The sequence below is a fragment of the Actinomadura flavalba DSM 45200 genome, from assembly GCF_000374305.1.
Taxonomy (GTDB): domain Bacteria; phylum Actinomycetota; class Actinomycetes; order Streptosporangiales; family Streptosporangiaceae; genus Spirillospora; species Spirillospora flavalba.
Window position 1 is genome coordinate 388,769 of record NZ_KB894094.1, and the last position, 25,366, is coordinate 414,134.

At 73.8% G+C, this 25,366-nt stretch carries 24 protein-coding genes; 12 read left to right on the top strand and 12 right to left on the bottom strand.

Features of this window, described 5'->3' with window-relative positions; all coding sequences use genetic code 11:
* Positions 1-107 precede the first annotated feature (107 nt).
* Positions 108-776, top strand: coding sequence for a TetR/AcrR family transcriptional regulator (locus tag C229_RS0111285; RefSeq protein WP_018655184.1), 669 nt, complete (start codon positions 108-110; stop codon positions 774-776).
* 48 nt (positions 777-824) lie between these two features.
* Here C229_RS0111285 and C229_RS0111290 read toward each other — a convergent pair whose 3' ends face one another.
* Complete coding sequence (locus tag C229_RS0111290) at positions 825-2,969, bottom strand: MMPL family transporter (RefSeq protein ID WP_018655185.1); 2,145 nt, start codon at positions 2,967-2,969, stop codon at positions 825-827.
* A 250-nt stretch (positions 2,970-3,219) separates the two neighbouring features.
* On the opposite strand from C229_RS0111290, the gene C229_RS0111295 reads away from it, so the two are divergent.
* Positions 3,220-3,447 (top strand): hypothetical protein, encoded by a 228-nt coding sequence (locus C229_RS0111295; protein WP_018655186.1) that lies wholly within the window; start codon positions 3,220-3,222, stop codon positions 3,445-3,447.
* 7 nt (positions 3,448-3,454) lie between these two features.
* Here C229_RS0111295 and C229_RS0111300 read toward each other — a convergent pair whose 3' ends face one another.
* Positions 3,455-4,585: a thiolase C-terminal domain-containing protein gene (locus C229_RS0111300; RefSeq protein WP_018655187.1), complete on the bottom strand. Its 1,131-nt coding sequence runs from the start codon at positions 4,583-4,585 to the stop codon at positions 3,455-3,457.
* A gap of 119 nt (positions 4,586-4,704) precedes the next feature.
* Positions 4,705-5,007, bottom strand: coding sequence for a Dabb family protein (locus C229_RS0111305; RefSeq protein WP_033424232.1), 303 nt, complete (start codon positions 5,005-5,007; stop codon positions 4,705-4,707).
* Between the two features lie 134 nt (positions 5,008-5,141).
* Here C229_RS0111305 and C229_RS0111310 point away from each other — a divergent pair, with 134 nt between their 5' ends.
* Together C229_RS0111310 and C229_RS0111315 are read left to right on the top strand one after the other, a co-directional pair.
* Positions 5,142-6,200: an LLM class flavin-dependent oxidoreductase gene (locus C229_RS0111310; RefSeq protein ID WP_018655189.1), complete on the top strand. Its 1,059-nt coding sequence runs from the start codon at positions 5,142-5,144 to the stop codon at positions 6,198-6,200.
* 32 nt (positions 6,201-6,232) lie between these two features.
* Entirely contained in the window at positions 6,233-7,732 is a 1,500-nt protein-coding gene (locus tag C229_RS0111315) for an AMP-binding protein (protein WP_018655190.1), read from the top strand.
* Positions 7,733-7,736: 4 nt separating this feature from the next.
* Here the strand turns inward: C229_RS0111315 and C229_RS0111320 are convergent, their stop codons facing one another.
* The gene (locus C229_RS0111320; RefSeq protein WP_018655191.1) at positions 7,737-8,648 is read right to left on the bottom strand and encodes a cyclase family protein; all 912 of its coding nucleotides are present in this window, start codon (positions 8,646-8,648) and stop codon (positions 7,737-7,739) included.
* Between the two features lie 35 nt (positions 8,649-8,683).
* On the opposite strand from C229_RS0111320, the gene C229_RS0111325 reads away from it, so the two are divergent.
* Complete coding sequence (locus tag C229_RS0111325) at positions 8,684-9,850, top strand: serine hydrolase domain-containing protein (protein ID WP_018655192.1); 1,167 nt, start codon at positions 8,684-8,686, stop codon at positions 9,848-9,850.
* A 2-nt stretch (positions 9,851-9,852) separates the two neighbouring features.
* Here the strand turns inward: C229_RS0111325 and C229_RS0111330 are convergent, their stop codons facing one another.
* Together C229_RS0111330 and C229_RS0111335 are read right to left on the bottom strand one after the other, a co-directional pair.
* Entirely contained in the window at positions 9,853-10,587 is a 735-nt protein-coding gene (locus C229_RS0111330) for an SDR family NAD(P)-dependent oxidoreductase (RefSeq protein ID WP_018655193.1), read from the bottom strand.
* A gap of 82 nt (positions 10,588-10,669) precedes the next feature.
* Positions 10,670-11,296 carry a cysteine hydrolase family protein gene (locus C229_RS0111335; protein ID WP_018655194.1) on the bottom strand — a complete coding sequence of 209 codons (627 nt, stop codon included), beginning with the start codon at positions 11,294-11,296 and terminating at the stop codon, positions 10,670-10,672.
* A 59-nt stretch (positions 11,297-11,355) separates the two neighbouring features.
* Between C229_RS0111335 and nfi the strand changes: the two genes are divergently transcribed.
* Genes nfi through C229_RS0111365 form a run of 6 tightly spaced genes read left to right on the top strand, consistent with a single transcriptional unit; the run spans position 11,356 to position 17,299 of the window.
* Positions 11,356-12,108: a deoxyribonuclease V gene (nfi, locus tag C229_RS0111340; RefSeq protein ID WP_018655195.1), complete on the top strand. Its 753-nt coding sequence runs from the start codon at positions 11,356-11,358 to the stop codon at positions 12,106-12,108.
* A gap of 26 nt (positions 12,109-12,134) precedes the next feature.
* Complete coding sequence (locus C229_RS0111345; protein WP_018655196.1) at positions 12,135-12,524, top strand: Zn-ribbon domain-containing OB-fold protein; 390 nt, start codon at positions 12,135-12,137, stop codon at positions 12,522-12,524.
* A complete protein-coding gene (locus tag C229_RS0111350; RefSeq protein WP_018655197.1) occupies positions 12,521-12,862 on the top strand; it encodes a VOC family protein in 342 nt (113 codons plus the stop codon). Before C229_RS0111345 ends, C229_RS0111350 begins: the two co-directional genes overlap by 4 nt.
* A gap of 25 nt (positions 12,863-12,887) precedes the next feature.
* On the top strand, positions 12,888-14,456 hold the full coding sequence (locus tag C229_RS0111355; protein WP_018655198.1) for a class I adenylate-forming enzyme family protein: 1,569 nt from the start codon (positions 12,888-12,890) through the stop codon (positions 14,454-14,456).
* Positions 14,457-14,460: 4 nt separating this feature from the next.
* A complete protein-coding gene (locus C229_RS0111360) occupies positions 14,461-16,551 on the top strand; it encodes an acetate--CoA ligase family protein (protein ID WP_018655199.1) in 2,091 nt (696 codons plus the stop codon).
* Complete coding sequence (locus C229_RS0111365) at positions 16,538-17,299, top strand: glucose 1-dehydrogenase (protein ID WP_018655200.1); 762 nt, start codon at positions 16,538-16,540, stop codon at positions 17,297-17,299. Before C229_RS0111360 ends, C229_RS0111365 begins: the two co-directional genes overlap by 14 nt.
* Here C229_RS0111365 and C229_RS0111370 read toward each other — a convergent pair.
* Positions 17,293-18,684 (bottom strand): amidase, encoded by a 1,392-nt coding sequence (locus C229_RS0111370; protein WP_033424296.1) that lies wholly within the window; start codon positions 18,682-18,684, stop codon positions 17,293-17,295. The two genes, C229_RS0111365 and C229_RS0111370, sit on opposite strands and share 7 nt — an antisense overlap.
* A gap of 75 nt (positions 18,685-18,759) precedes the next feature.
* On the opposite strand from C229_RS0111370, the gene C229_RS30225 reads away from it, so the two are divergent.
* Positions 18,760-19,347: a TetR/AcrR family transcriptional regulator gene (locus tag C229_RS30225; protein WP_018655202.1), complete on the top strand. Its 588-nt coding sequence runs from the start codon at positions 18,760-18,762 to the stop codon at positions 19,345-19,347.
* A 1,022-nt stretch (positions 19,348-20,369) separates the two neighbouring features.
* On the opposite strand, the gene C229_RS0111380 is transcribed toward C229_RS30225, so the two are convergent.
* The 5 genes from C229_RS0111380 to C229_RS0111400 all read right to left on the bottom strand — a co-directional run bounded on the left by C229_RS0111380 (position 20,370) and on the right by C229_RS0111400 (position 25,336).
* On the bottom strand, positions 20,370-22,550 hold the full coding sequence (locus C229_RS0111380) for an AIPR family protein (RefSeq protein WP_205624463.1): 2,181 nt from the start codon (positions 22,548-22,550) through the stop codon (positions 20,370-20,372).
* 47 nt (positions 22,551-22,597) lie between these two features.
* On the bottom strand, positions 22,598-22,993 hold the full coding sequence (locus C229_RS0111385) for a VOC family protein (protein ID WP_018655204.1): 396 nt from the start codon (positions 22,991-22,993) through the stop codon (positions 22,598-22,600).
* Between the two features lie 7 nt (positions 22,994-23,000).
* Positions 23,001-23,705, bottom strand: coding sequence for a helix-turn-helix domain-containing protein (locus C229_RS30230; protein WP_018655205.1), 705 nt, complete (start codon positions 23,703-23,705; stop codon positions 23,001-23,003).
* A 108-nt stretch (positions 23,706-23,813) separates the two neighbouring features.
* On the bottom strand, positions 23,814-24,794 hold the full coding sequence (locus C229_RS0111395) for a PrsW family intramembrane metalloprotease (protein WP_018655206.1): 981 nt from the start codon (positions 24,792-24,794) through the stop codon (positions 23,814-23,816).
* A complete protein-coding gene (locus C229_RS0111400; protein ID WP_240487209.1) occupies positions 24,791-25,336 on the bottom strand; it encodes a hypothetical protein in 546 nt (181 codons plus the stop codon). Before C229_RS0111400 ends, C229_RS0111395 begins: the two co-directional genes overlap by 4 nt.
* Between the last annotated feature and the right edge of the window lie 30 nt (positions 25,337-25,366).

The following is a 25,366-nucleotide window of genomic DNA, read 5'->3' on the forward strand; positions in this document are numbered from 1 at the left end:
GATGATCATGCCCTCTGCGGCGGTGCCAAAAGGGCCCTGACCCCCGCCGCGACGGAGTCGCGGCCATAAACAGAGCAAGCGTTCGGGTGGGCGGGCATAATGGGGGGGTGACCACCACGAACGCGAATTCCGGCCGGACCCGTACGCCGAGCACGCAGGAGGAGGCGCCGCGTCGTCGTGGGCGCGGCGCGAGCGCGCTGGCGTCCGAGCGGCGCGACCACCTGGTGCGCCTGGCGGCCGACCTGTTCGCCGAGAAGGGGTTCCAGGCGACGACGGTCCGCGACATCGCCAAGGAGGCCGGCATCCTGTCGGGCAGCCTCTACCACCACTTCGACTCCAAGGAGTCGATCGTCGACGAGATCCTCTCGGGCTTCTTCGAGGAGATCATGGCGGCGTACCGGGGCGTCATCGACCGGGGCGACGATCCGCGCGCGACGATCGCGGGCCTGGTCCGCATCGCGTTCGGCACGCTGGAGCCGCACCGCGCGGCGATCACCGTCATGCAGAACGACTGGAGCTACCTCCAGGGCATGGAGCGCTTCGCCTACCTCACCCGCTCCGAGGACGACGTGGAGGCGATGTGGGTCACGGCGATCAAGGCGGGGCAGGACAGCGGAGACTTCCGCGCCGACATCGACCCCAAGCTGACGTACCGGATGATCCGCGACACCGTCTGGGTCGCGGTCCGCTGGTTCAAGCCCGGCGGCCGTCTCAACGCCGAGGGTCTCGCGGACCACTACCTCAAGGTCATGTTCGACGGCATCAACACGCACTAGGCGCGGGCGACCGCCGTCCCGCGCGGGACGGCGGTCGCGTACCGGGGCTCAGACTCCGGCGGGCTCCTTGCCCTCGGTCCGCTCGGCGGCCAGCGCCGAGGGCAGGACGCGGGCGAGCGGGCGCGGCAGCCACCAGTTGGCCTTGCCGCACAGTTCCATCAGCGCCGGTACCAGCACCATCCGGACGATCGTCGCGTCCACCAGGATCGCCACGGCGAGGCCGAGGCCGATCTGCTTGACCTGGAGGTCGGGTCCGAGCAGCACCGACAGGAAGATCATCACCATGATCGCGGCGGCGGCGGTGATGACGCGGGCGGTCCGGGCGAGCCCCTGCGCGACGGCCTCGCGGGTCTCCACGCCCCGCTCGTACAGTTCGCGGACGCGGGACACCAGGAACACCTCGTAGTCCATGGAGAGCCCGAACAGGATCGGGAACATCATCAGCGGCACCCACGTGGTGACCGGCATGTCCGTGGGGAAGCCGAGCAGTCTCCCGGCCCAGCCCCACTGCACGACGGCGGTCAGCACCCCGTAGGCGGCGCCGACCGACAGCAGGTTCATCAGCGCGGCCTGGAGCGCGATCGTCACCGAGCGGACCATCGCGACGAGCAGCAGCAGCGACAGCCCGACGACGACCGCGATGAGCCACGGCAGCCGGTCGCGGACGTTCTCGGCGAAGTCGATCGAGCCCGCGTTCGGGCCGCCGACGTGCACGTCCAGGTCCGTTCCGGCGGTGGCGCGGGGGATGACGTCGTCGCGCAGCGTGTGGACGAGGTCGGCGGTCCTCGCGTCGAGCGCGCCGGTCGCGGGGAAGGCGACGAGCAGCGCGGCGGCGCCGTCGCGGCTCGGCACGGGCGGCTGCACGGCCGCGATCCCGGGCGTCTCCCGGACGGCCCGCGCGACGGGCGCCAGGTCGCCGCCGGTGGCGACGATCACCAGCGGCGCCGAGGTGCCCGGCCCGAACGCCTCGGAGACGATCGTGTGGGCGGCGTAGCCGCTGGTGTCGCGCGGCTGGACGCTGGAGTCGGGCAGCGCGAGCCGCATCGACAGCGCGGGCACGGCCAGCAGGAGCAGCACCCCGGCGGCGACGGCGCCGGTGAGCAGCGGGCGGCGCTGCACCGTCCGCGCCCAGCGCTCGGCGAGCGGGCGGCGGGCGCGGCCGAGGCCGGGCACCTTGAACCGGTCGATGTGGCGGCCGGTGAAGCCGAGCAGGGCGGGCAGCAGCGTGACGGCGGCGAGCATCGTCATCAGCACGGCGAGCCCGGCGGCGACGGCGACGCCGTTGAGCAGTTCCTGCCGCATGACGAGCAGGCCGAGCAGCGCGATGATGACGGTCGTCCCGGCGAACAGCACCGCGCGTCCGGCCGTCGTGATCGCGAGGACGGTGCTGTCCTCGGGGTCGAGGCCGTCGTGCAGGCCCTCGCGGTAGCGGGTGACGATGAACAGCGCGTAGTCGATGCCGACGCCGAGCCCGATGAGCGCGGCGACGATCGGGCTGAACGACGGCGCGGGCAGGAGGTGCCCGAGCAGCATGATGAGCGCGAGGCCGGTGCCGATGCCGAACAGCGCGGTGACGATCGGCAGCCCCATCGCCAGCACGGACCCGAACGCGATGAGCAGGATGACGATCGCGGCGAGCAGCCCGACGCCCTCGGCCGAGCCGCCGCCGGGCGTCTCAGCGAGGTCGACGGCGGCGCCGCCGAACTCGATCCGCACGGGGCCGTCGGGGGCGCGGGCGTCCTTGAGCAGCGCGGCGACCGCCGCCTTCGGCATGTCGTCGGTGGCGACGTCGAGCTGCGCGGACGCGAACGCCGAGCGTCCGTCGCCGGAGATCTGGCCGGGCGTGGTGTAGGGGGAGCCGACGGACGTGACGTGCGGCGTCTCGGCCAGCCGGTCCAGCGCGGCCTGCACCTTGGCGCGGGCGGCGGGGGCGCGGACGTCGCCGTCGGCGCGGACGGCCATCGTGATGCTGTCGCCGCCCGCGCCGGGGAAGTGGTCGTCCAGCACCCGCTGGGCGCGGCCGGACTCGCTGTTCCCGCCGGCGAAGTCGTTGAGCGGTTCGGCGCCGAAGCCGAAGCCGAGCACGAGGACGGCGATCGTCCCGGTGATCCAGGCGGCGAGGGTGAGGCGGCGCCCGCGGTGGCAGCGGCGGGCGAGCGCGGCGAGCGGGCCGGTGGGCGGTGGTGCGGTCATGGGGTCACCTTCGGGAAGCACGATCGGTACGGCTTCGAGCCTGGTGTCCGGGGACGGCCCGGGGCATCCGGCGGACGATGTCAACCGGTGTACGCCTGTGGGCGTACACAACGGTCCGGTCGTTCCTCCGATCCGCCATGCGCGCCGTCCTTGAGGATGACATCGTGTCCTTCATCACACTTTGTCGATCAAGGGTGACGTTTTCGATCCTGGGGACGCTGTATCCAAAAGGTGAACGGGGGGAGGCGGCATGACGGTACAACGTGGCGCCGCGAGTCAGGAGGAGCCCTCGCCCGCCGCGCAGGCGGCGACGGTGCGGGGGTTGCAGGAACAGTTCCCCGGGGTGCGCGTCTGGTACGGCAGGGCGACGGGTTCGTGGTGGGCGATGGTGCCGCTGGGCGGCGGTTCCCGGCTGCTGGAGGCCGCGCAGCCGCAGGCGCTGCGCGACTCGATCATGCAGGTGCGGGCGGCGGGGTGAGCGCCGCTCAGGGGGCGGTGAGCAGGGCGGCGGCGCCGTGGCCGCCGCCGAAGCCGGTGCACAGCGCGACGTCCGCTCCGGTCGGGTTCGTCCCCGCGCCGCGAAGCTGGCGGACGGCCTCGGCGACGTTGTTGAGGCCGTGCACGTAGCCCTCGGACAGCAGCCCGCCGTGCGGGTTCACCGGGACCTCCCCTGCGGCCGCGTGGCCGCGCGCGAGCAGGAATCCGCCCAGGTCGGGGCGTTCCACCAGGCCGAAGTCTTCGAGCTGGCGCGGGACGAGCCAGGAGTAGGCGTCGTAGAGCAGCGCGAGCCGCACGTCGGCGGGACGCATCCCGGCCGCCGCGTAGAGCGGCGCGGCGACGTGCGCGGAGAACACGCGGGTGACGTCGTCGGTGCGGTCCATCCGGTTCGGCGCGCCGCCGCGCACGACGGCGTGGACGCGCGGCGCGTCCGGGGCGTCCTGCGCGCGGGTGACGACGAGCGCGCAGGCGGCGTCGGTCTCCTGGCAGCAGTCGGCGCGGCGCACGGGTGAGGCGACCATCGGCTCGGCGCGGTAGTCCTCCAAGAGGAGGGGGTCGCGGCGCAGCGCGCGCGGGTTGGCGGCGGCGTGCTCGCGCGACTGTGCGACCACGGCATGGGTGTGCTCCTCCGTGAGGAGGGTGTCGTGCAGGTACCGCTGGGCGGCGAGGGCGAACTGGTGGACGGGCCCGGCCAGGCCGTAGGGGCGGGTGAACTCTTCCTCGGTGCCCTCCCCCAGGCGGAGGCCGGTGGTGGTGACGCGGTGTCCCGAGCGGCCGTTCAGCGCCCGGTAGACCAGGACGGACCGGGCGATCCCGGCGTCCACCAGCATCGCGGCGTCACCGAGGATCGAGGCGCACTGGCTGCCGCCGCCGGAGATCTCGTTGTGCCAGCCCAGGTCGTCCAGGCCGAGTTCGCGGGCGACGTACGGGACGGGCGCGCCGTCGCCGAGGTGGTAGGTGAGGATCGCGTCGGGACGGTCGAGGCCCGCGTCGTCGAGCGCGGCCCGGCAGGCGCGGGCGGCGAGCACCGGGACGGTGACGCCGGAGGCGCGCGTGGGCGTCGTCATGCCGACCCCGGCGACGGCCGCCCGTCCGGAGAAGCCCTGCCGTCCCGTCATCGCGTCTCCCTCACCGTGCCGGTGGTGCGGGCCGCCCGCCGGGGAGGGGGCGCGATCCGACCCCGGCGGGCGGTGTCCGCCGACGCTAACCCGCCGGAGTCGTCTTAGACAAGCGCTTGCTAGGTGTCGTACTGGACCGAGGCGCGCTGCGCGGCGATCGGCGTGATGTAGGCGTCGATGACGTCGCGGTGGGCCGGGTGGTCGCGGTAGACGAGGTAGGCGTCCCGGTCGGCGAAGTCGGCCACGACGACGAAGTCCCAGGTGTTCGGGTTGACGCCCGCGTCGATGCCGGTGCTGTACGCGGCGATCTGCGGGATCTGCCCGGGAAGTTCCGCGAGCTTGGCCGCCACCTCCTCCTGCTGCGCGACCGTCGTCCCCTCGGCCCACACGAACATCACCACGTGCCTGAATCCGCTGCTCATGCGCTCACCGTACCGAGCCGTGCGGGCGATCCCTTCCCAAGCGAGCGCTTGGTACGTCAGAATGGGCGCGGCGTCGTACGCCGGCGTGGCGCGGCGCGCTCGCCGGGCCGTCCGCTGGAGAAGGAGCCGTGCACGTGAAGTTCTCGACCTTCCACCTGTTCCACCAGTTCGCCGGGCAGACCGCCCGGGAGGTGTACGACTACCAGCTCGAAGTCGTCGAGCTGCTGGAAGAACTCGGGTTCGACGGCGTGTGGATCGCCGAGCACCACTTCCGGGACTACGGCGTCGTGCCCAACGTCTTCACGCTGCTGTCGAACCTCGCCGCCCGCACCGAGCGGCTGCGGCTCGGCACCGGCATCGTCGTCCTGCCCCTGCACAACCCGATCCACGTGGCCGAGGAGGCCGCGATGGTGGACCTGCTGTCGGGCGGCCGGCTCCAGCTCGGCATCGGGCGCGGCTACCAGAGCGCCGAGTTCGAGAACTTCGGGCTCGACCTCGCCGAGGCCCGCGACCGGTTCGACGAGTGCCTCGACATGATCGTCGGGCTGTGGACGCAGGAGCCGTTCGAGTACAAGGGCCGCTTCCACAAGACGACGCACCCGCTGACGCTCATGCCCAAGCCGGTGCAGCGCCCGCACCCGCCGCTGCACGTCGCCGCCGTCAGCCCCGAGACCGTCGAGCGCTACGCGGCGCGCGGGCTCCCGATCCTCGCGGACCCCGCCGCGCCGTTCAAGAAGATCGCCGAGGCCGCGCGGACGTGGCACGCGACGGCCGCCGCGCACGGCGTCGACACCGCCGGGGCCGAACTGGTCGCGAGCCGGTCGGTGTACGTGGCGCCGACCGCCGAGCAGGCCCGCGCCGACCAGGCCCGGTTCGAGGCGGGCTTCGACCGGTCGCGGATCTTCAACGCGGCCAGCGCGCCGATCGACCCGGCGACCGGCAGGGCCGCCAAGGGCTTCGAGTTCTACCAGGACCGCTACCTCAAGGGCGGCTCGGTCGACAACGAGTTCCGCTGGAACCAGCTGGAGGTCATCGGTGACCCCGAACGCGTCATCGGGCAGATCGCGGCGATCCGGGAGATGGGGTTCACGAACCTCATGTGCGACTTCGGCTCGACACGTCCGCTGCCGCTGGACGAGATGCGCCGGGTGCTCCGCTTCTTCGCCGCCGAGGTCATGCCCGCGTTCCGCTGACACCCCCCGCAGTACCCGCCCGAGGAGGCGCGATGTCCGTCCACCGGCTCACTCTCGCAGACGTCCTGGCCGAGCACCGGCGCGGCCGCCCGCTCGGCACCGCCGTCGTGGACGGCGACGTCCGCCTCACCTGGCCCGAGCTGGACGACCGCGTCGCGCGGCTCGCCGGTGCGCTCGCGGCGTCCGGCGTGGGCGCGGGCGACCGGGTGCTGTGGCTCGGGCAGAACTCGTTCCGGGTGCTGGAACTGCTGCTGGCCGCCGCGCGGCTCGGGGCCGTGCTGTGCCCGGCGAACTGGCGGCAGAGCGCGGACGAGCTGGCGTTCGTCCTGGACGACCTGGCACCCGCCGTCGTGGTGTTCGAGGAGTCCGAGGCGGTCGGGAAGGCGCGCGGGCGCGGCGGGGACGCGCGGTGGATCGCGTCGGGCGAGGAGTACGAGACGTTCGCCGCCGGGGCCGCGCCGCTTCCCGAGGCGGAGGTTCCGGCGGACGCGCCCGTCCTGGCGCTCTACACGGCCGCGTTCGACGGCCGCCCGAACGCGGCGCTGCTGAGCCATGCCGCGCTCGTCGCGCACAGCGCGGCGCTGCTGCACGTCCGCCAGATGGAGGACGGCTTCACGTTCCTCGCGTGCGGGCCGCTGTTCCACGTCGGCACGGTGATGTTCACGCTCGCCACGGTGCAGCTCGGCGGCACCCTGGTGTTCACCCCCGCCTACGAGCCGGTCGAGGTCTGCCGCCTGATCGAGGCGGAGCGCTGCACGCAGGCGTTCCTGTTCGGGCCGATGATCGACGGCCTGGTGGCGGCGAACAGCGAGGGGGCCTACGACCTGTCGTCGCTGCGCTTCGTCGCCCGCTCCCCCGCGTGGGACGCCATGATCACCGTCGACGACAGCCCGTGGTGCGCGTCCGGGATGGGCGGCTACGGGCAGACGGAGGTGGGCGGGATGCTGACGTTCCTCGGCCTCGGCATGGGCGGCGCCGGGGGCGCGGGCCGGACGTCGCCGCTGGCCCACGTCCGGCTCCTGGACCCGTCCGGCGCCGAGGTGGCGCCCGGCGAGGTGGGCGAGATCTGCGCGCGCGGTCCCGCGATCTTCTCCGGCTACTGGAACCGGCCCGGCCTCAACGCGGCGAAGTCGGCGGGCGGCTGGCACCACACCGGCGACCTGGGCCGCCGCGAACCGGACGGCACGCTCACCTTCATCGGCCCCCGCCTGCGCATGATCAAGTCGGGGAACGAGAACATCTACCCGGCCGAGGTGGAACGCGCGCTGAAGTCCCACCCGGCCATCGCGGACGCGGCCGTGATCGGCGTCCCCGACGACCGCTTCGGCCAGTCCCCGAAGGCGCTCGTGGTCCTCGCAGAAGGCGCCGACCTGACGGCGGACCAGGTCATCGACCACGTCCGCACCGAGATCGCGTCGTACAAGAAGCCGCGCGACGTCGAGTTCGTCCCCGCCATCCTGAAACGCGGCCACACCCCGGACTACGACACCCTCGACCGAACCCACGGCGGCGGCGCCTACCCCGGCGCCTGACCGGCTAGAGGACGGCGATCGGGGTGATGGGGCTGGCGGTGCCGCCTTCGATGCGGAGGGGGGTCGCGATGAAGAGGAAGTCGGTGCGGGCGGTGGCCGAGAGGGCCTCAAGGTGGAGCATCTCGGCCAGATGGACGCCGTGGCGCCAGAGGAGGGTGAGGTGGAGGTCGTCGGGGAGGTCCTCGTCGGCCGACTGGCGGGCGTTCAGGGCGCCGATGGCGGCGTTGTCACTGGCCACGACGCTGACGTCGCGGGCGGCGAGCCAGCGGCCCGCGTCGGCCGACAGGCCCGGCTGGCCGGACCAGTAGACGTCCGGGCCGTCGTCCCAGGCCAGGGGCCAGCCCGTGCGGACGAGGGCCGCGTCGCCGGGGCGCAGGTCCACGCCGCACGCCTCCAGGTCGGCGGGCTCGACGCGGTCGGCCGCGTCCAGGCGGGGCACGCCGCGCAGGCGCGGGACGTCGAAGAGCACGCCCCGCGCGACGATCGGGCCCGCCTTGTCGATGCCGCAGCGGCCCGCGCCGTACGAGCGGACGCGCGCCGCCGGGTGGCCGTTGTAGAGGGTGTCGCCGGTCCACATGTGGCAGAGCGCGTCCAGGTGCGTCGTGGTGCCGTGCGGGGTGACGATCAGCGCGTCGTCGGCCATGCGCAGGCCCGCGCCGATCGGGCGGGTGCCCGCCGCGTAGTCGCCGCCGTCCACCGACATGAAGTGCTGCGGGAGCGGGCGTCCGCGCAGGTGCGGGACCGTCGTGGGCGCCGGGGAGGACGTCGCGCCGCGGATCGGGAGCGCCAGGTCCAGGACGCGGCCCTCGCGGACGCAGCCGACGGCGGCCAGCACCGCCTCGGGGGTGAGCAGGTTGAGGGTGCCGCGCTCGTCGGAGGCACCCCACCGTCCCCAATTGTTCGGTTCATCCAGCATGATGCGGTTTCACACCTTTCGAGAGGACGGCGGGCATGGCCACGGTCGAGGGTTACTGCGATCCCGCGTTCGGTGCGGTCCGGGAGACGTTCGCGGCGGGGTTCGCCGAAGGACGCGAACTGGGGGCGGCGATCGCCGTCTACGCGGACGGGCGGCTCGTCGTGGACCTCTACGGCGGCATCGCCGACAAGCGCTCCGGCCGCGCCTGGGCGCCCGACACCCCCGCCTTCGGGTTCTCCTGCACCAAGGCCGTCACCGCGACGGCCGCGCTGCTGGCCGCCGAGCGCGGCGCCGTCGACCTGGACGCGCCGGTGACCGGCTGGTGGCCCGAGTACGGCGCGCACGGCAAGGACGGCACGACGGCCGCGCACTTCCTCACCCACCAGGCCGGGCTGCCCGCCTTCACCGAGCCCGTCACCGCGCAGGACGTCGCGGACCCCGCCGCCGCGTCCGCGCTGCTCGCCGCGCAGACGCCCGAGTGGGAGCCCGGCACCGCGCACGGCTACCACGCGCTGACGCACGGCTGGCTCGCCGGGGAGATCGTCCGCCGGAACACCGGCCGGACGGTCGGTGAGTTCGTCCGGCAGGAGTTCGCGGGCGGTCTCGACCTGTGGATCGGCGCCCCCGACGCGGTGATCGAGCGGGCCGCCCGGCTCTCGGCCGGACGCGGCGCGACCAACGAGCCGGGCGCCGGAACGCTCCCCGTGGACGACGCCACGCTGGGCGGCCTCGTCGCGGCGTTCACCGACCCGGCGAGCGCGCTGAACCGGTCCCTGAACGTCCCGAGCCCCGGCAAGGGCGGCTACAACAACCCCGTCGTGCTGCGCGCGGGCTGGCCGTCGGCGGGGATGCTCACGACGGCGGCGGCCTTCGGCGCGTTCTACCGCGACCTGATCGCGGGGCGCATCCTGCGGCCGGAGACGCTGGCGGAGGCCGTCCGCGCGCACGTCCGGGGGCCGGACCGCACGCTGCTCGCCCACAGCGCCTTCGGGCTCGGCTACATGCTGCCCGCCGAGGTCTTCCACATGCCCGAGGCAGCCCGCGCCACGGCGTTCGGCCACGCCGGGGCGGGCGGCTCGCTCGGCCTGGGCGACCCCGCCGCCGGGCTCGCGCTGGCCTACCTCCCGAACCTCATGGGCGAGCAGCTCACCGGCGACCTGCGCTCCTACCGGCTGACGGAGGCCGCGTACGCGTCGCTGTGACGTCATTGCATCGTGATCCCGCCGCTGACCGAGAGCGTCTGGCCGGTGATGTAACCGGCGCGGCCGGTGCACAGGAACGCGACGAGGCCCGCCACGTCGTCGGGCGTGCCGATGCGGCGCAGCGGGACCTGGCGGGCGAGCCGGTCCAGCAGGTCCGGGTGCCGCTCGGCGACGCGGCGGACCATCGGGGTGTCGGTGGGGCCGGGGCAGACGACGTTGCTGGTGACGCCGCCGCGCGCCGCCTCGCGGGCGAGGGTCTTGGCGAGGCCGAACAGGCCGGCCTTGGTGGCGGCGTAGGCGCCCTCGCCGCCCGACCCGGCGCGCGCGCCGTCGGACGAGACGAACACCAGCCGTCCCCAGCCGCGCGCCGTCATGCCGGGCAGCAGCGCGCGGGTGAGCTGCATCGGGGCGCGCAGGTTGATCCGCCACATGAGGTCCCAGTGCGCGGGGTCGCTCTCGGTGAACGGCTCGACGATCGAGATCCCGGCGTTGTGGACGAGCACGTCCACCGGCCCCACGTCGGCGGTGAAGGCGTCGATGCCGTCCGGGTCACCGAGATCGACGTAGGCGGCCGTGCCGCCGAGCCCGTCCGCGACGGCCGCGGCGGCGTCGCGCTCCACGTCCGCGACGACGACGTGCGCCCCCAGCCCGGCCAGATCCGCGCAGATCGCCGCCCCGATCCCACCCGCGCCCCCGGTGACCACGGCGACCCGCCCCTCCAGCCCGAGCCCCTTCACGCCTTCCCCCGAGTCTGCGCCGGTTGCGCGCTCGTCGCGCGCGCGGAGTTCACCGGCGCCGCGTCGCCCCGGTCGAGCCCCGTCACGCCTTGCCCCACGCCTGCGCCAGTTGTGCGCTCGTCGTGCGGGTGGCGAGGAGGCTCACGGTGTGCGCCAGGACGGCGTCGCCGTAGTCAGCCGGGATGCCCGCCACGGCGTCGGTGAGGACGACGACGCGGTAGCCGAGGTTGACCGCCTCCAGGCAGAGGCCCGGGATGCCGAGATTGAGCGACAGCCCGGCGGCCACGACGGTCCGGACGCGGAGCGAGCGCAGGAGCGTGTCCAGCGAGGTGCCGGTGAACGGGGAGAAGCCGTGGTAGCGGCGGCTTTCCAGGTCGGAGGGCGCCGCGACCTCGGGGACGACCTCGACCGCGCCGGTGCCCTCCCGCATGTGGTCGGGGTCGCGCAGCAGGTTGCGGATGAATCCGCAGTTGTCGGCATGGCTCCCCGCGCGGTCGGCGCGGAAGGCGGCCGTGCACTGCACGACCGGGACGCCCGCGCCGCGTGCGGCGTCCGCCGCGCGCGCCGTGTTGCGGACGACGCCGCGTTCGGCGCAGATCCGGGCCAGGTCGGGGAAGGCGGCCAGGTCACCCGCGACGCCGCGCTGGACTTCCATGATGAGCAGCGCGGTATGCGCGGGGCGGGCCAGTTCGCTCAGTTCGATCGCCACCCCGCCGACGATACCGACCTAGCATTTGCTTGGGTAGTCGTCCCGATAACCTCGCGCCCATGGACCTCCCCGACCTCGGCCCCTGGCCCCGCACCCCCACCGAGGCGGAGGCCGTCCAGGACGCCCTGCGCGCGCGCCTCGACCTCCCCGGCACCGCCCGCGCGACGGCCCCGGACGCCGCACGCACGACGTCCACCGGGCCGGAGACGCCGGGCGGCGCCCTCCCGGCCCGGAGCGATGCCGCTCCCGCGACGATCGCCGGGCTGGACGTGTCGTACGAGCCGGGGAGCGAACGGCTCGCGGCGGCGGTGGTCGTGCTGGACGCGGAGACGCTGGAGGTCGTCGCCGAGTCGGTCGTGGAGGGGCGGGCCGCCTTCCCCTACATCCCCGGCCTTCTGGGGTTCCGCGAGGTGCCCGCGCTGCTGGACGCGCTGCGCGCCCTCCCCCTCACCCCGGACGTGCTGGTCTGCGACGGCTACGGCCTCGCGCACCCGCGCCGGTTCGGGCTGGCCTGCCACGTCGGCGTCCTGACGGGGCTGCCCACGTTCGGCGTCGCCAAGACGGGGTTCATCGGCGCGCACGAGCCGCCCGGCCCCGAGCGCGGCGCCCGCGCGCCGCTCGTCCACGAGGGCGACGAGGTGGGCGCCGCGCTGCGCACGCGAACCGGCGTGCGGCCGGTGTTCGTCTCGATCGGCCACCGGATCGACCTCGACACCGCCTGCGCGCTCACGCTCCGCCTGACCCCCGAGTACCGCCTTCCGGAGACCACGCGGCGTGCGGACCGGCTGTCCCGGGACGCCCTTGTCGACTAACCAAGCGTGCGCTAGGTTGGGCAGCGATGGACGACCCGCGCCCCGCACCCGCCCCCGGCCCGCTCACCGCCCCGTACTGGGAGGCCGCCCGCTCCGGTGAGCTGGCTCTCCAGCACTGCGCGGGCTGCGGGCGGATCGTCCACTTCCCCGAACCGGCCTGCCCGTTCTGCGGCGGTACCGAGCTGCCGTACCGGGCCGTCTCCGGCGAAGGCATCGTGCACACCCATACCGAGGTGCACCGCACGTTCCTCCCCGGTTTCGCCACCCCGTACACCCTCGCCTGGATCGACCTGCCCGAGGGCGCCCGCGTCTTCGGCGACGTCACCGGCGCCGTGCATATCGGGCAGCGGGTCAGGGTGCACTTCCCCGTTCGCGCGGGCTTCGGCCCGATCCCCTCCTGGAGGCCCGTCCCGTGACCCGCGTCGGCACCGTGCTCTACCCCGCCCAGGACCTCGAAGTCGCGCTCGCGTTCTACCGCGACGCGCTCGGCCTGCCCGTCAAGTTCCAGGACGGCGGCCGCTACGCCGCCCTCGACGGCGGCGGCGTCACGCTCGGCCTCGCCGCCCGGGAGGAGGACGTCGTCGGCGCCCCCGCCGCCGCGTTCAAGGTCGAGGACGTCGCCGCGACCGTCGACCGCCTCACCGCCGCCGGCGCCGAGCTGGTGCGCGGCCCCGACGAAGGCCCGCACGAGGTCCGCGCCGTGCTGCGCGACCCGGCCGGGCACCCGTTCGTGATCTACGCGGCCCGCGCGTAGCCGTCCGCCCGCAAGGAGCCGAGCCGTGGCGCGACACCACTCCCCCTTCAGCAACTACGCCTACGCCGTCCTCACCGCGAGCGCCCTGCGCACGCCCGACAAGGTCGCGCTCACCTACTGCGGCGACCAGCGGTTCACCTACGACGAGCTGAACCGCCGCGTGAACCGCGTCGCGCACGCCCTGCTGGCCGCCGGAGTGCGGCCTGGGACGCGCGTCGCGTCGCTGCTCAACGAGACCCTGCACGTCGCCGAGGCGTACCTCGCGCAGATGAAGATCGGCTCGACGGTCGCGGCGCTGAACCCGTACTGGCCCGCCGACACGCTCCGGCAGGTGGTGGAGAAATCCGGCTGCACCGCGTTCGTCTACGACGCGACCGTGGACGGGCTCGTCGCCGAGATCCGGCCCGCGCTGCCCGGCGTCACGCTCTGGCTGCGCGTCGGCGGCGCGGCGGACGGCGCGCTCGACGTGGACGCCCTCGCGGCGACCGCGAGCGAGGACGAACCCCCGCTCGGCGGCTCCGGCGACGACCTGCTCGCCCTCTTCTACACCTCCGGCACGACGGGCCTGCCCAAGGCCGTCCGGCACACGCACGCGAGCGCCCTCGCCAGCGCGCAGATCTGGCTGGAGGTCGACCGCGACCCCGGCTCGGTCATGGGCACCGGCGCGATCATCTGGGGCATCGGGTTCCCCGCGCTGGTCGGCCCGGCGTTCTACGCGGGGATGACGCTCGTCCTCGAACAGGACTGGGGTCCGGCGAACTTCCTCAGGGTGGTGCCCCGAGAGAAGGTCACGCACGTCAGCCTCATCCCGAGCTTCTTCGCCGCGCTCCTCGGCTCGGACGACCACGCGGACGCCGACCTGTCGTCGCTGACGTCGATCGTCCTCGGCGGCGAGCCGCTGCTGCCCGGCCTGCGCGAACGGGTCATGAAGCGGCTGCCGGGCGCCGCGATCTACAGCTACTACGGGCAGACCGAGGCGCCCTACACCTGCTTCGGCCGCCAGGACGACGGCAGCCAGGAGATCGCGTCGGCCGGCCGGGCGCGGATGTCGTGCGCGGTGCGGATCACCGGCCCCGACGGGCGGCGCGTCGTGGACGAGGTCGGTGAGATCAACCTGGCCGGGCCGAACGTCATGACCGGCTACGACGGGGAGCCGGACAAGACCGCCGGGGTGCTGCGCGACGGCTGGTACGTCGGCGGCGACCTCGGCCGGATGGACGCCGCCGGGTTCGTGTACGTGCTCGGCCGCCGGGAGGACGCGATCCTCAAGCACGGCCGGTGGTCGCAGCCCGCCCAGGTCGAGGAGGCCGCGATCGAGGTGGACGGCGTCGCGGAGGCCGGGGCCGTGGGCGTTCCCGCGCATCCCGAGGGCGCGGACGCGGTGGAGCAGACGATCCTGCTCGCCGTCGTGCCCCGCGCGGGGACGACCCTGGACGGCGACGCCGTCCGCGCCGCCCTCGCCGACCGGCTTCCGCCGCACCGGGCGCCGGACCGCGTCGTCGTCACGGCCGAACTGCCGCACATGCAGGACGCGTCGGGTGGGCCGGGCAAGCTGCTGCGGCGCGGCATCCGCGACGCCCACGCGGCCGGCTGAGCGCATGGCGCATCCGCCCGAGCACGAGGTGAAGGCGTGGATCTCGGGGTTCGGCGTCCGCGTGCCGCGCGGCGTCACCGGCCGGACCCCCGAGGAGATCGAGCGGGCCGCCGCCGCGCTGACGCCGCCGCTGGTGGTGAAGGCATATGGGCCCGGGCTGCTGCACAAGACCGGCGTCGGCGGCGTCCGGCTCGGCCTGGCCTCCGCCGGGTCGGCCGCCGCCGCCACGATCGAGATGCACCGGGAGATCGCGAGCGAGGGCGTCGTCCCGGACGGTTTCCTCGTCGAGGAGCAGGCCGAGGCGGGGCTGGAGGTCATCGTCGGCGCGGTCCGCGACCCGGTGTTCGGGCCCGTGCTGCTCGCGGGGCTCGGCGGGATCTTCGCCGAGGCGCTGGACGACACGGCGCTGCGGCTGTGCCCGGTCACCGAGGCGGACGTGCGCGAGATGCTGCGCGAACTGCGCGGAGCGCCGCTGCTGGACGGATACCGGGGTCAGGACGTCGATCTCGACGCGCTCGTGAAGCTGATCCTGACGATCGGCGGCGCGGGCGGTGCCGTCGAGGCGCTGGGCGACCGGCTCGGCGAGTTCGAGCTGAACCCGGTGATCGTCACGGGGTCCGGCGCGATCGCGGTGGACGCCCGGCGGATCGACGCCGACGCTCCCCCGGCTCCGCCGCCCGCGCCCGGCGACGCCGGTTTCGACCGGCTGTTCGCGCCGCGCGGGATCGCGGTCGTGGGCGCGTCGGCGCGGAAGCCGAACTTCGGGAACATGTTCCTCGGCTTCTACCGGGACGTCTTCTCCGGGCGGCTCGTGGCGGTGCATCCCACCGCGTCCGAGATCGACGGCGTGCCGTGCGTGCCGTCGCTCGCGGACGCCGACGCGGACTACGCGCTCGTCGCCGTGCCCGCCGACCGGTGCGCCGCCGTCGTCCGGGAGGCGCGGGGCGTCCCGTTCGTGCAGGTGATGAGCAGCGGGTTCGCCGAGACGGGACGGCCGGACCTCGAAGCGGAACTCGTGGCGGCCGCGCGCGAGGCCGGATGCCGTCTGCTCGGTCCGAACTGCCTCGGGGTCTACTCCCCCGCCGGAGGCCAGACGTTCCTCGGCGGGCGGCCCGGGCTCCCCGGGCGGATCGCGCTGGTGTCGCAGAGCGGGGGGCTCGCCGGGGAGGTCGTCCGCGTCGGTGAGGGGCGCGGGCTCCGGTTCGCGAAGGTCGCCACGGTCGGCAACAGCGCCGACGTCGCGCCCGCCGAACTCGTCCGCCACCTGGCCGCCGACCCCGGCGTCAGCGCCGTCGGCCTCTACCTGGAAGGCCCGCGCGACGGCCGCGCCCTGTACGACGCGATCGCGGCGACGAGCAAGCCCGTCGCGCTGCTCGTCGGCGGCCGGTCCGCGCGCGGCCGCCGCGCCGCCGCCTCCCACACCGGCGGCATGGTCGGCGACGCCCGCGTCTGGCCCGCCCTCGCCGCCCAGGCGGGAGCCGCCCTCGTCACGAGCCAGGACGACCTCATCGGCGTCCTGGATGCCTTCGACCTGCACGCGGCACGGCGCGAGCGAGCACCGCACGCCGCGCGGGGGGTGCTCGTGATCGGGCCGAGCGGGGGTGCCGGGGTGCTCGCCGCCGATGTCCTCGATGACGCGGGGCTGGAGCTGCCCGGGTTGCCCGATGCCGTGCTGCCGGTGCTGCGGGGGCTCGGGCTGGGGGCGGGGAGTTCGCTCGCCAATCCGCTGGAGATCCCGCTCGGGCCGCGGGCCGACCCGGCGCTCGCCGGGCGCGCCGTGCGCGCGATCCTCGCCGAGCGGACGTATCCGGACATCGTGGCGCACGTCAACGTGCAGAGCTACGCGGCGTTCGGGGACGGCTTCGATCCGCTGCACGCGTACGCGCAAGCGCTCGGGGCGTTGCGGCGGGCGGTGGCGGCGCGGGTGTGGCTCGTGCTGCGCAACGCCGAGTGCGCGCCGGACGGGGTGAAGGGCGCGGTACGGGCGGCGGCGCGGGACGCGGGCGTCCCCGTCTACCGGACCATGGAGGCCGCCGCCGTCGCGGTGGCCGCGATCCAGCGACACGCGGCAGGGAGCACCGATGGGACAGCTTGACGGCAAGGTCGCCCTCATCACGGGCGGGGCGCGCGGCATGGGCAAGGCCCACGTGCGGCGATTCGTCGCCGAGGGGGCCAAGGTCGTGTTCGGCGACGTGCTCACCGACGAGGGCGGCGCGCTCGCCGCCGACCTCGGTGACGACGTCCGGTTCGTCCCGATGGACGTGACGTCGCCCGACGACTGGGCCACGGCCGTCCAGACGGCCGTCGGCACGTTCGGCGCGCTGCACGTCCTGGTGAACAACGCGGGCATCCTGCGGCACAAGCAGATCGAGGACATGGACCTGGACGAGTTCCGGCGCATCCTCGACGTCAACCTCGTCGGGCAGTGGCTCGGGATCAAGTCCGTCACGCCCGCGCTGCGCGACGCGGGCGGCGGGTCGATCGTCAACGTGTCGTCCACCGAGGGGTTCGTCGGCGCGGCCGGGCTCGCCGCCTACAGCGCCAGCAAGTTCGGCGTGCGGGGGCTCACCAAGTCGGCCGCGCGCGAACTCGGCGTGCACGGCATCCGCGTCAACTCCCTCCATCCCGGCGGGATCATCACGCCGCTGGCGATGCAGGACGACGTCATCGAGGCGACCGCGCCCGCCGCCGAGGCGCTGATCCAGGGCCTCCCGCTGCGGCGGCTCGGCCGCAGCCGGGAGGTGTCCGGGCTCGTCGTCTACCTGGCGTCGGACGAGGCGTCGTACTGCACCGGCAGCGAGGTGCAGGTCGACGGCGGCCTGCTCACCGGTTCGGGCTACTGAGCCGTCTCGGGCGGATGCCGGTCGGCCCAGCCCTCCAGGGCCTCCAGTTGCGCGGCGAGCGCGATCAGCGTCGCCTCGCCGGAGTCGGGGCCGAGGAGCTGCGCGCCGATCGGCAGCCCGTCCGCGCTGAACCCGGCCGGGACGCTCATCCCGGGCCAGCCGAGGACGTTCCACGGCCAGCCGTACGGGCAGGCGGCGGCGACGCCGGACTGGGTGCGGCGGTAGTTCGCGCCGTCGAACGCGCCGACCTTCAGCGGAAGCTGCGCGGTCGCGGGGGTGAGCACGACGTCGGCGTACCGGAAGATCTTGCCGGCGCGGTGCCGCAGCGCCGGGTCCATGCGGCGGGCGAGCGGCAGCAGGCGGCGGCCGACGACGCGGCCGATGCGCGCCTCGGTGACGGTGCGGGCCTCGGGGCGGGCGCCGGTCATGCCGTCGATCCAGTCGGCGGCGCCGGTGGTGCCGCGCGGGATCAGGCCGAGCCCGACCAGGCCGTAGTCGGGGTCGGCGGGGAACACGCTGTGGCCGAGGTCGGTGAGGCGGCGGGCGATCCGCTCGACCGCCCGGCGGATCTGCGGGTCCAGCCTCCCGCTGACGCCGAACGCGGTGCGGAACGAGACGGCGACGCGCAGGCGGCCCGGGTCGCGGCGGGCGGCGGCGGCGAACGGGGTGATCGGCGGGTCGAGCCGGTAGGCGTCCTCGGGGTGGCTGCCGGTGACGGCGTCGAGCAGTAGCGCCGCGTCCTCGACGCTGCGGGCGATGGGGCCCCAGACGGTGATGCCGTAGAACGGGTCGGTGCGCGGGTGGCCCGAGACGCGGCCGCGCTGCGGCTTGATGCCGACCAGGTCCGTCCAGGCGGCCGGGATGCGGATCGAGCCCGCGCCGTCGGAGCCGATCGCGGCGGGCACCATCTGCGCGGCGACGGCCGCCGACGATCCGCCCGACGACCCGCCGGGCGTATGCGCGGGGTTCCACGGGTTGCGGGCGCTGCCGTAGCCGGGCGACTCGCTGAACGGCCACAGGCCGACCTCGCACGTCGTGGTCTTGCCAACGATGATCGCGCCCGCGTCGCGGAGCTTCCGGACGATCTCGGCGTCGCGTTCGGCGGGCGCGTGCTCGGCCTGGACGGCGAACGGGGTGGTCTCGCCCGCGATGTCGGTGTCGTCCTTGATGGCGACCGGGACGCCGAGCAGCGCGCGGCGCTCGCCGTCGCGCAGCCGGGCGTCCGCCTCGTCGGCCTCCTTCAGCGCCGCCTCCCGCACGACGCGGAACGCGCCGAGGTGCGCGCACGCCTCGATCCGTTCCAGCGACGCCAGCACCAGCTCCCGCGAGGACACCTCCCCCCGCGCCGCCATCTCGACCTGTGCCGCCAGTCCCAGCTCGTGCATCTCCACCCGTCCCACGCTATCGTTCGTTCGTACGAACGATAGGTCTCCCGGGCGCCGGATGGAAGACTGCACAGCGTGACCGCACCCCGTGACCGCATCCTCGCCGCCACCCTGCGCCTCATCGGCGAACAGGGCCTCGGCGCGGTGACGAACCGCGCCGTCGCCAAGGCGGCGGGCGTCTCGCTGGGTTCGCTGACCTACCACTTCCCGTCCCAGCAGGACCTTCTCCGCGAATCCCTCCAGACCTACGTCGACACCGAGATCGAGCGCATCCGGGCCCGCGTCCTCACCCTCCGCGACACCGCCCACGACCCCGAGCGCGCCGCCGACGAGGTCGAGAAGGCCGTCCTGGACTTCGCGACGGGCCCCGAGCAGATCGCGAACCTCGAACTCCACCTGCACGCCACCCGCGACCCCGAGGTCCGCGAGACGTCGACGCGCTCCATCGCCGCCTACGACCGCCTCGCCGAAGCCGTCCTCACCGCCCTGGACGTCCCCGACCCGGCCCGCCACGCCCCGGCGATCGTCGCCCTCTTCTACGGCCTGGCCCTCCGCCGCCTGGCCACCGGCGACACCACCGCAGAAGGCACCGCCGAAGCCTTCCGCACCCTCCTCCGAGGCACCTTCGCCCCCGCCCCGCCCAGGACTCCCCCAACCGCCTGACGAATCCGCCACCCACGGCGTCACCTCAGACCGAAGGACAGGATCGCGCCTGACTCCTTCGAGTTCGACCGCTGTTCGCCACCTGCTCATTCGACTCGTCACGGCCGCGCATCAGCAGGGATGGCCCAGACGAATGTCACGGACACGCGGCTTCTGCGCCGGACCGACGCCCGGGGAAATCCGCACCGCGCCCAGAGCCATCTGATACGGCTTGACGTCTCCGGCGACGGACGAGGTCGACCTTGCTGGAGACGCCGGTGGCGGTGTCGGCGCCGAGTACCGCGATACGGGCGGCGGCCTCGACCCGGGTGAGGCCGAGAAGTGTGCCGGTGAAGCAGACCGGACGGCCAGAGACTGGAGGCACCAGTCTTGGACCTGCTCGGCAAAAGGCCCGCGCAGCGGCCGGAAGACGCCTACACCGTTCACGAAGGGCTCCCCTACCTCCCCGGCGTGTCGCCGCCACCCCCGGCCTCGGTACCGACCCGGCCATGTCCGCCCGACACTGCTGTATCGGCGCCCGAACACGCCGCGTGGTCTCGCCCCGCGACATCGCGAGCCGGCCCCGGCCGTCACCGCCGTCGGCACCGGGAAGAACGTCGCCGTGGCGATCGTGCGCGCTGCGGCTTTCCGAAAACGAGCGCTTCACCCAGGTCACCGACGTGTTGCTCTTGCCATCGGCCGTGTGACCGCGCGCCTTGGCGCGGAGAGCCCAGAGGTCTTGGGCGCCTATCGGCGGCTGGCGCCAACCCGGTAGGTCGGTGGGATGCTCGCGCCGCGATGCCCGAGTTCGACGATCTGGCCGACGCCATCGCGGCCCATGGCGACGCCGGTGAACTGTCACTCGAGATCCGGCGCAGCATCGGCCTCCTGCTCGCCTCCCGACGGCGACACTGCCGCCGCGGTGGCAGTGTTCGACGATCTCTACGACGACCACGTCGTCGTCGGCGAGCGAACGCGCGAGGCCGCGGCCTTTCTTGACCGGGCCCGGTGGCATGTAGCCCGCGGGTGACACATCCCCGAGCTCACCCCGCCTCCTCTTCCTCGGCGTAGATCTGGAGCGCGCGATCCCAGAGTGATGCTCCGTCGGACAGCAGCCAACGGCGCGGGCCCTGGACGGATACCGGGGCGCTCTCGTACTCCGCGAGCTCCCAGATGCGTTGCACCAGGCCGCTGGCCGAGTACACCTGCTCGTCATATCCCCACAGCAGGCACCGGACGCGGTCGTTGACCCACGTGGCCGTGGCACGGCGTGGGTCCTCGTCGAGCCATGGCTGGACGGCTTCCGTCTCGGCGTCGCCCTGTGAGACATAGCGCAGGAGAGTTCCGTCCGGAATACGGCCGGAATTGACCAGTGTCGGAACCGTGTTAGGACGCCGCGACGTGCGTGTGCCGCGCGCGGGAGGCCGGTAATCGGCGGGCAGCACCGGAATGACGGCACCGCGTTCCACGTCGGCGAGCACGGCACGCGCGAGTGTGCGGCATCGGGTCTCGTCGTTGAACGTGCTGCCGAGCAGCGATTTCTCACCGAACGTGGCGTCGAGGTGGTGGACCAGCCATGCCGAATTGCGGGCGGTCAGCTCCGGGACGCGGGCAAGGGCGGCGTCCCAGTTCGCCGCCGGGTCGTCCATCTCGTCCTGATCGAGGCATTGGAACACCAGGTGGACGACCAGTAGCTCGCCGCGTCGTGCGATCTCGGCGGCGCGCCCGTGCAGCTCCTTGCGCTCGATCTCCAGCGCTTTGCCCACCTCGCGGCGGACCTGGACAGCACGCCAGATGCGGTGCGCGCTGGGACCTTCTTTGAACAGGCGAGTGTAGGCGCCTCGCGCACCGCGTTCCCACAACGTCTCAACGTCCTGGTTCGCTCGTACCGCCAGCTCGGGGGTGCGGTGGGCACAGGCGAGGGCGACGGCGGCCTGTTCGACCGAACAGCCCGAGTCGGAGCCGGGTTCGGCCTCACCGCGCTTGTAGGTGTACTTGCCGAGGCCGGACAGCAAGAAGTCCTCACGGATCTCGGCCTGGACGGGGTCGAGCGCGATGAAGTCGCGGCGAGAGACGTCGTTCTGGGTGTTGGTGGTCTCGGTGATGCGGGCCGCATAGCGTTCGCGGTCGTCGCCGAGGGAGAAGACACGAACAGTGACGTCGGCGTCCTCGGCCACGTCCGAGTTCTGCCGCATCGCCTCGTGGATCGCCGTGACGGTCTGGGCACCGTTGACGACGCTGACGCCCGTGAGCCTCAGCTCGACCGGCTCATCTCCCTTGCGTCGGCCGAGGAAGTGGGGCTCGATCTCGGTGCAGAGGACAGTGATGCCGTTGTTGAAGTACCAGAAATTGTCGGGCTCCTTGAGGAGCGTTTCCTTGATGCCGGTGTTGATCCGCGTGATGCCGAGCGACTTGCGAACATTCTGCTCGTAGAGGTCGTCCCGATGCTCGTCGTACCATCGCGCCACCTCTCTGATCGCGACCGTGCCCTGCCACGCGTCGAAGGGCTCGGTCTTACGGAGCCAGTCGCGCATGGTGACGCTGACGTCGACAGGGTCCGGCGCGAGGTCACGGCGCAGACGACGGTGGAAGTCGGCCGCGCCGAGCACTTCTCGGCGCAGCAGTGGCCCGTTGTGGTTCGCCTCATTTACCAAGGTGTCGATGACGTCCTTGGCGCCCTCGCCCAGGCTCGCGGGGCCCATCACGGCCAAGACCAACGTGATGTGGAGACGAGCGTCACCCATCGCCGCGTCCAGCTGAGGACGCAACGGCGTGAGACGGTCGTTGAAGCGTTCGAACTGCCGGCTGTCGATCGCCCGCAGTCCCTCCGCGAGCGCCTGCGCGGTGGCGCGGTCGAGGCGGGCGTTCCCGACATCGCTCCACTTGGCTTGGACCAGCACGACCTCGGGTCCGCTGTCCCCGACGGCGATCGCGTCGATGCCCTGGTCACGCTCCCCGTCGATCACCGACGCTGCCGCGGCCTCGTAGTCGCAACCGGTCGCGATCCGGATCGCTTCAGCGGCGAGGGCACGGGAGAGGAAACGCTGTTCACGCCCCCGCGGGTCGTAGCCGCGCAGATCCTCATCGAAGATCAGGCCGGAGTAGTTTTCCAGCAGCGCGGCACGGACATGCCGAACCTGCGTGGTGATCGTGTCCGCTGAAGGCTCCGGCACGTCTTTCTCCCGACTGACCACTCCGTTGACAGGATCGACACATTCGATCACACGCCGAACGCGGTCCGCGCACTTTTCGGCGACCCGACCACCTCAGCTCAGCGGAGGGGGCCGGTGATGATCCAGAGGTGGCCGTACGGGTCGCGGATGCGGCCGGAGCGTTTGCCGTAGGGGCGGTTCTCGATGGGGACGACGGTCTCGGCGCCGTGGGTCGTCATGCGGGACGCGACGGCGTCGGGGTCCTCGGTCTCGATCTCGATGAGGACGGGCGGGGTGCCGTCCTCCGCCGGGGGCGACCAGCCCCACGCGGCCACCGACGGGGAGACGCGGAACGACGAGGCGCCCGCGCGCAGCTCGATGACGACCGGGCGGCCGTCGTCGCCCGCCGGGCCGCGGAAGACCTGCTCGGCTTCCAGGGTGCGCTGGTAGAAGGCCGACGCGGCGTCCGGATCGGGGACGATCAGACGGGGCGCCAGGCGCGTGGTGTACGGCATGCGTCCATCATCGGAGTGCGCGGTCCGGCTGGTCTTGAAGATTCGGGAACGGCGGTGCCGGGCTCTCGGTTCGCAGCCATTCGGTCAGCGTGCACCCGGCCATGGCGCGCCACTCGCGGGCCAGGTGCGCCTGGTCCGCGAACCCCGACGCGGCCGCCACCCCCGCGAGGCCGGGCCGCCCGGCCCGCGCCGCCGCCGCGACCCGCGCCCTGGCCCGCTCGAACCGGACGAGCCGCAGGTAGTGCTTCGGCGTCACCCCGAACTCCGAGCGCACCACGTCGCCGAGATGCCGCCGCGAGCAGCCGAGCGTCCGCGCCGCGTCCTGCACCCGGCCGTGTTCGGCCAGGACCGCCAGCGCGGCGCCGCCCGGGGTGCGGCACGCCCGGCCGTCCAGCCCGTCCAGCAGCAGCCCCTCGACCAGCGCCCGCCGCTCCGTCCACGTCCCGCACGCCGCGAGCCGCTCCGGCAGGTCGCGCAGCGCCGGGGCGACGTCGCCCAGCTCGGCGGCCTCCCCGGCCAGCTCCGCCGCCGGAACCCCCAGCAACGCCCGCACCCCCGGCGGACTCAACCGCAGGTGCACCCCGCCCGCGCCCCCGGCCTGCCGCACCTCGACCGCGTCCAGGTGCAGCCCGCCCACGACGGCCTCGAACCGCGCACGACGCCCGCCGCGCGCGATCTCGACCGCGCCCGACTCCGGAACCGTGATCGACACCGCCGCCGAAGGCAGCCCCCGATGCCGGCCACCGGCCCCCAGATCGTAGGCCGCCAATCCCAGAACGAACGGAACCATTCCTCCACCGTACGACCCGGCGTGACCTGCTCACTCGTCGAGGGTGGCGAGGCGGGACCGCTGGTAGGCGATGACGCGGGCGCGTTCGGGACCGGCCGGGACGTGCCGGCGGGCCTTGCGGCGGGCGTGGCGGGTCAGGAGGGTCGTGGACTCGTCGGCGTGGAGGGCGCGCCGGGCATGGCGGCGGTAGGTGCGGCGCAGGGTGAAGTACAGGACCAGGAAGATCAGGAAGTTGACGGCGACCTTGACGGCGACGCCGCCGGTGAAGGAGAGCAGGGGCGAGTCGAAGAGCCAGTGCATCGCCATCGCCAGGACGATCAGGAACACGCCCGCGGCCACCCGGTGCGCGACCATGAAACCGACGCCCGCCCCGGCCACGGCGGTCATCGCCCAGTGCGAGCCCAGGCCGGTCACGCCGACGCGGACGACGAACGTCTCGATCGCCGCCCCGACCTCCCCGACGCCGCCCGCCGCCTCCACCGTGCGCAGCCCGTACAGGACGTTCTCGACCACCTGAAACCCCAGGCCCGTCAGGGCGCCGAGGACGAGGCCGTCGACCGGGCCGCGCAGCACGAGCGGGAACGCCAGCGCCAGCAGCCCCACGCCCGCGACCTTCAGCACCTCCTCGTTCAGCGGCGCTGTCAGCGCCGCGCCCCACGCGGCGTCGAACGCGGGCGACACCGCCTTGGCCCAGACGCCGCCGAGCGCGTCGTTGGCGAGCAGCGCACCGCCCGTCGCCGCCAGTCCGCCCCACAGGACGCCCACCGCCGACACCCCGAACGGCGGCGAGTGAATCGGGCGTATACGGCGCAGCACCGCGAACCCCACCACCAGCACCACGAGTTGCAGCAGCGCCGACAGCAGGAACGTCACCGGGAACGCCGCCGCCTGCCCCAGCAGTTCCGCCGCGAGCACCAGCGCGCCCGCCGCCGTGCCCGCGCCCAGCAGCACGCGAGCGACCACGACCGTCGCCTCGACGCTCCGGGTCCGCGTCGCCGTCACCGCCGTCATGAGCCCTCCAGCCAGCGCAGGGAGGCCGCGACGTTGTCGGCGGCCCGGTGGTCGGCGGCCGTGCCGGGCTCGCCGAGCGCGGTCGTCTCGGCGGCGCCGCCGCCGTCCGGCGCGCGCTGCACGGTCGCGGTGCCGACGGCGCGGCCCTCGGCGACCGGGCCGCGCAGCCCGCGCCGCCCGAACGGGACCGGCTCGCCCAGCTCGACGTGCTCGCCGGACGCCTCCGCGACCCGGCCCAACCCCTCCCAGAGCTGCGCCGGAGTGGCGTCCCGGGGTGGCGTCACCAGCGAGAGGCGCAGCCGCACGGTGCCGCGCTCCAGGAGATAGGAGCTGTCCGGATCGGACTCGGCGGTCCGCAGCGTCCAGCCGGGCCCGACCGTGAACCGGGCCGCGTCGCCCAGCGTCAGCCGGGCGCCGTTGCGCAGCGGTTCGGTCTCGTCGCCGAGGGCGGCGTTCAGCAGCGGCCAGCCGCCGACGAGCAGGACGGCCGCCGCGAGGATCGCGATCAGTCCGCGGGTGCGTGCTCTCACAAGATCCTGCATGTCCGGCATGGAAGGTGATCAAGCCCACGG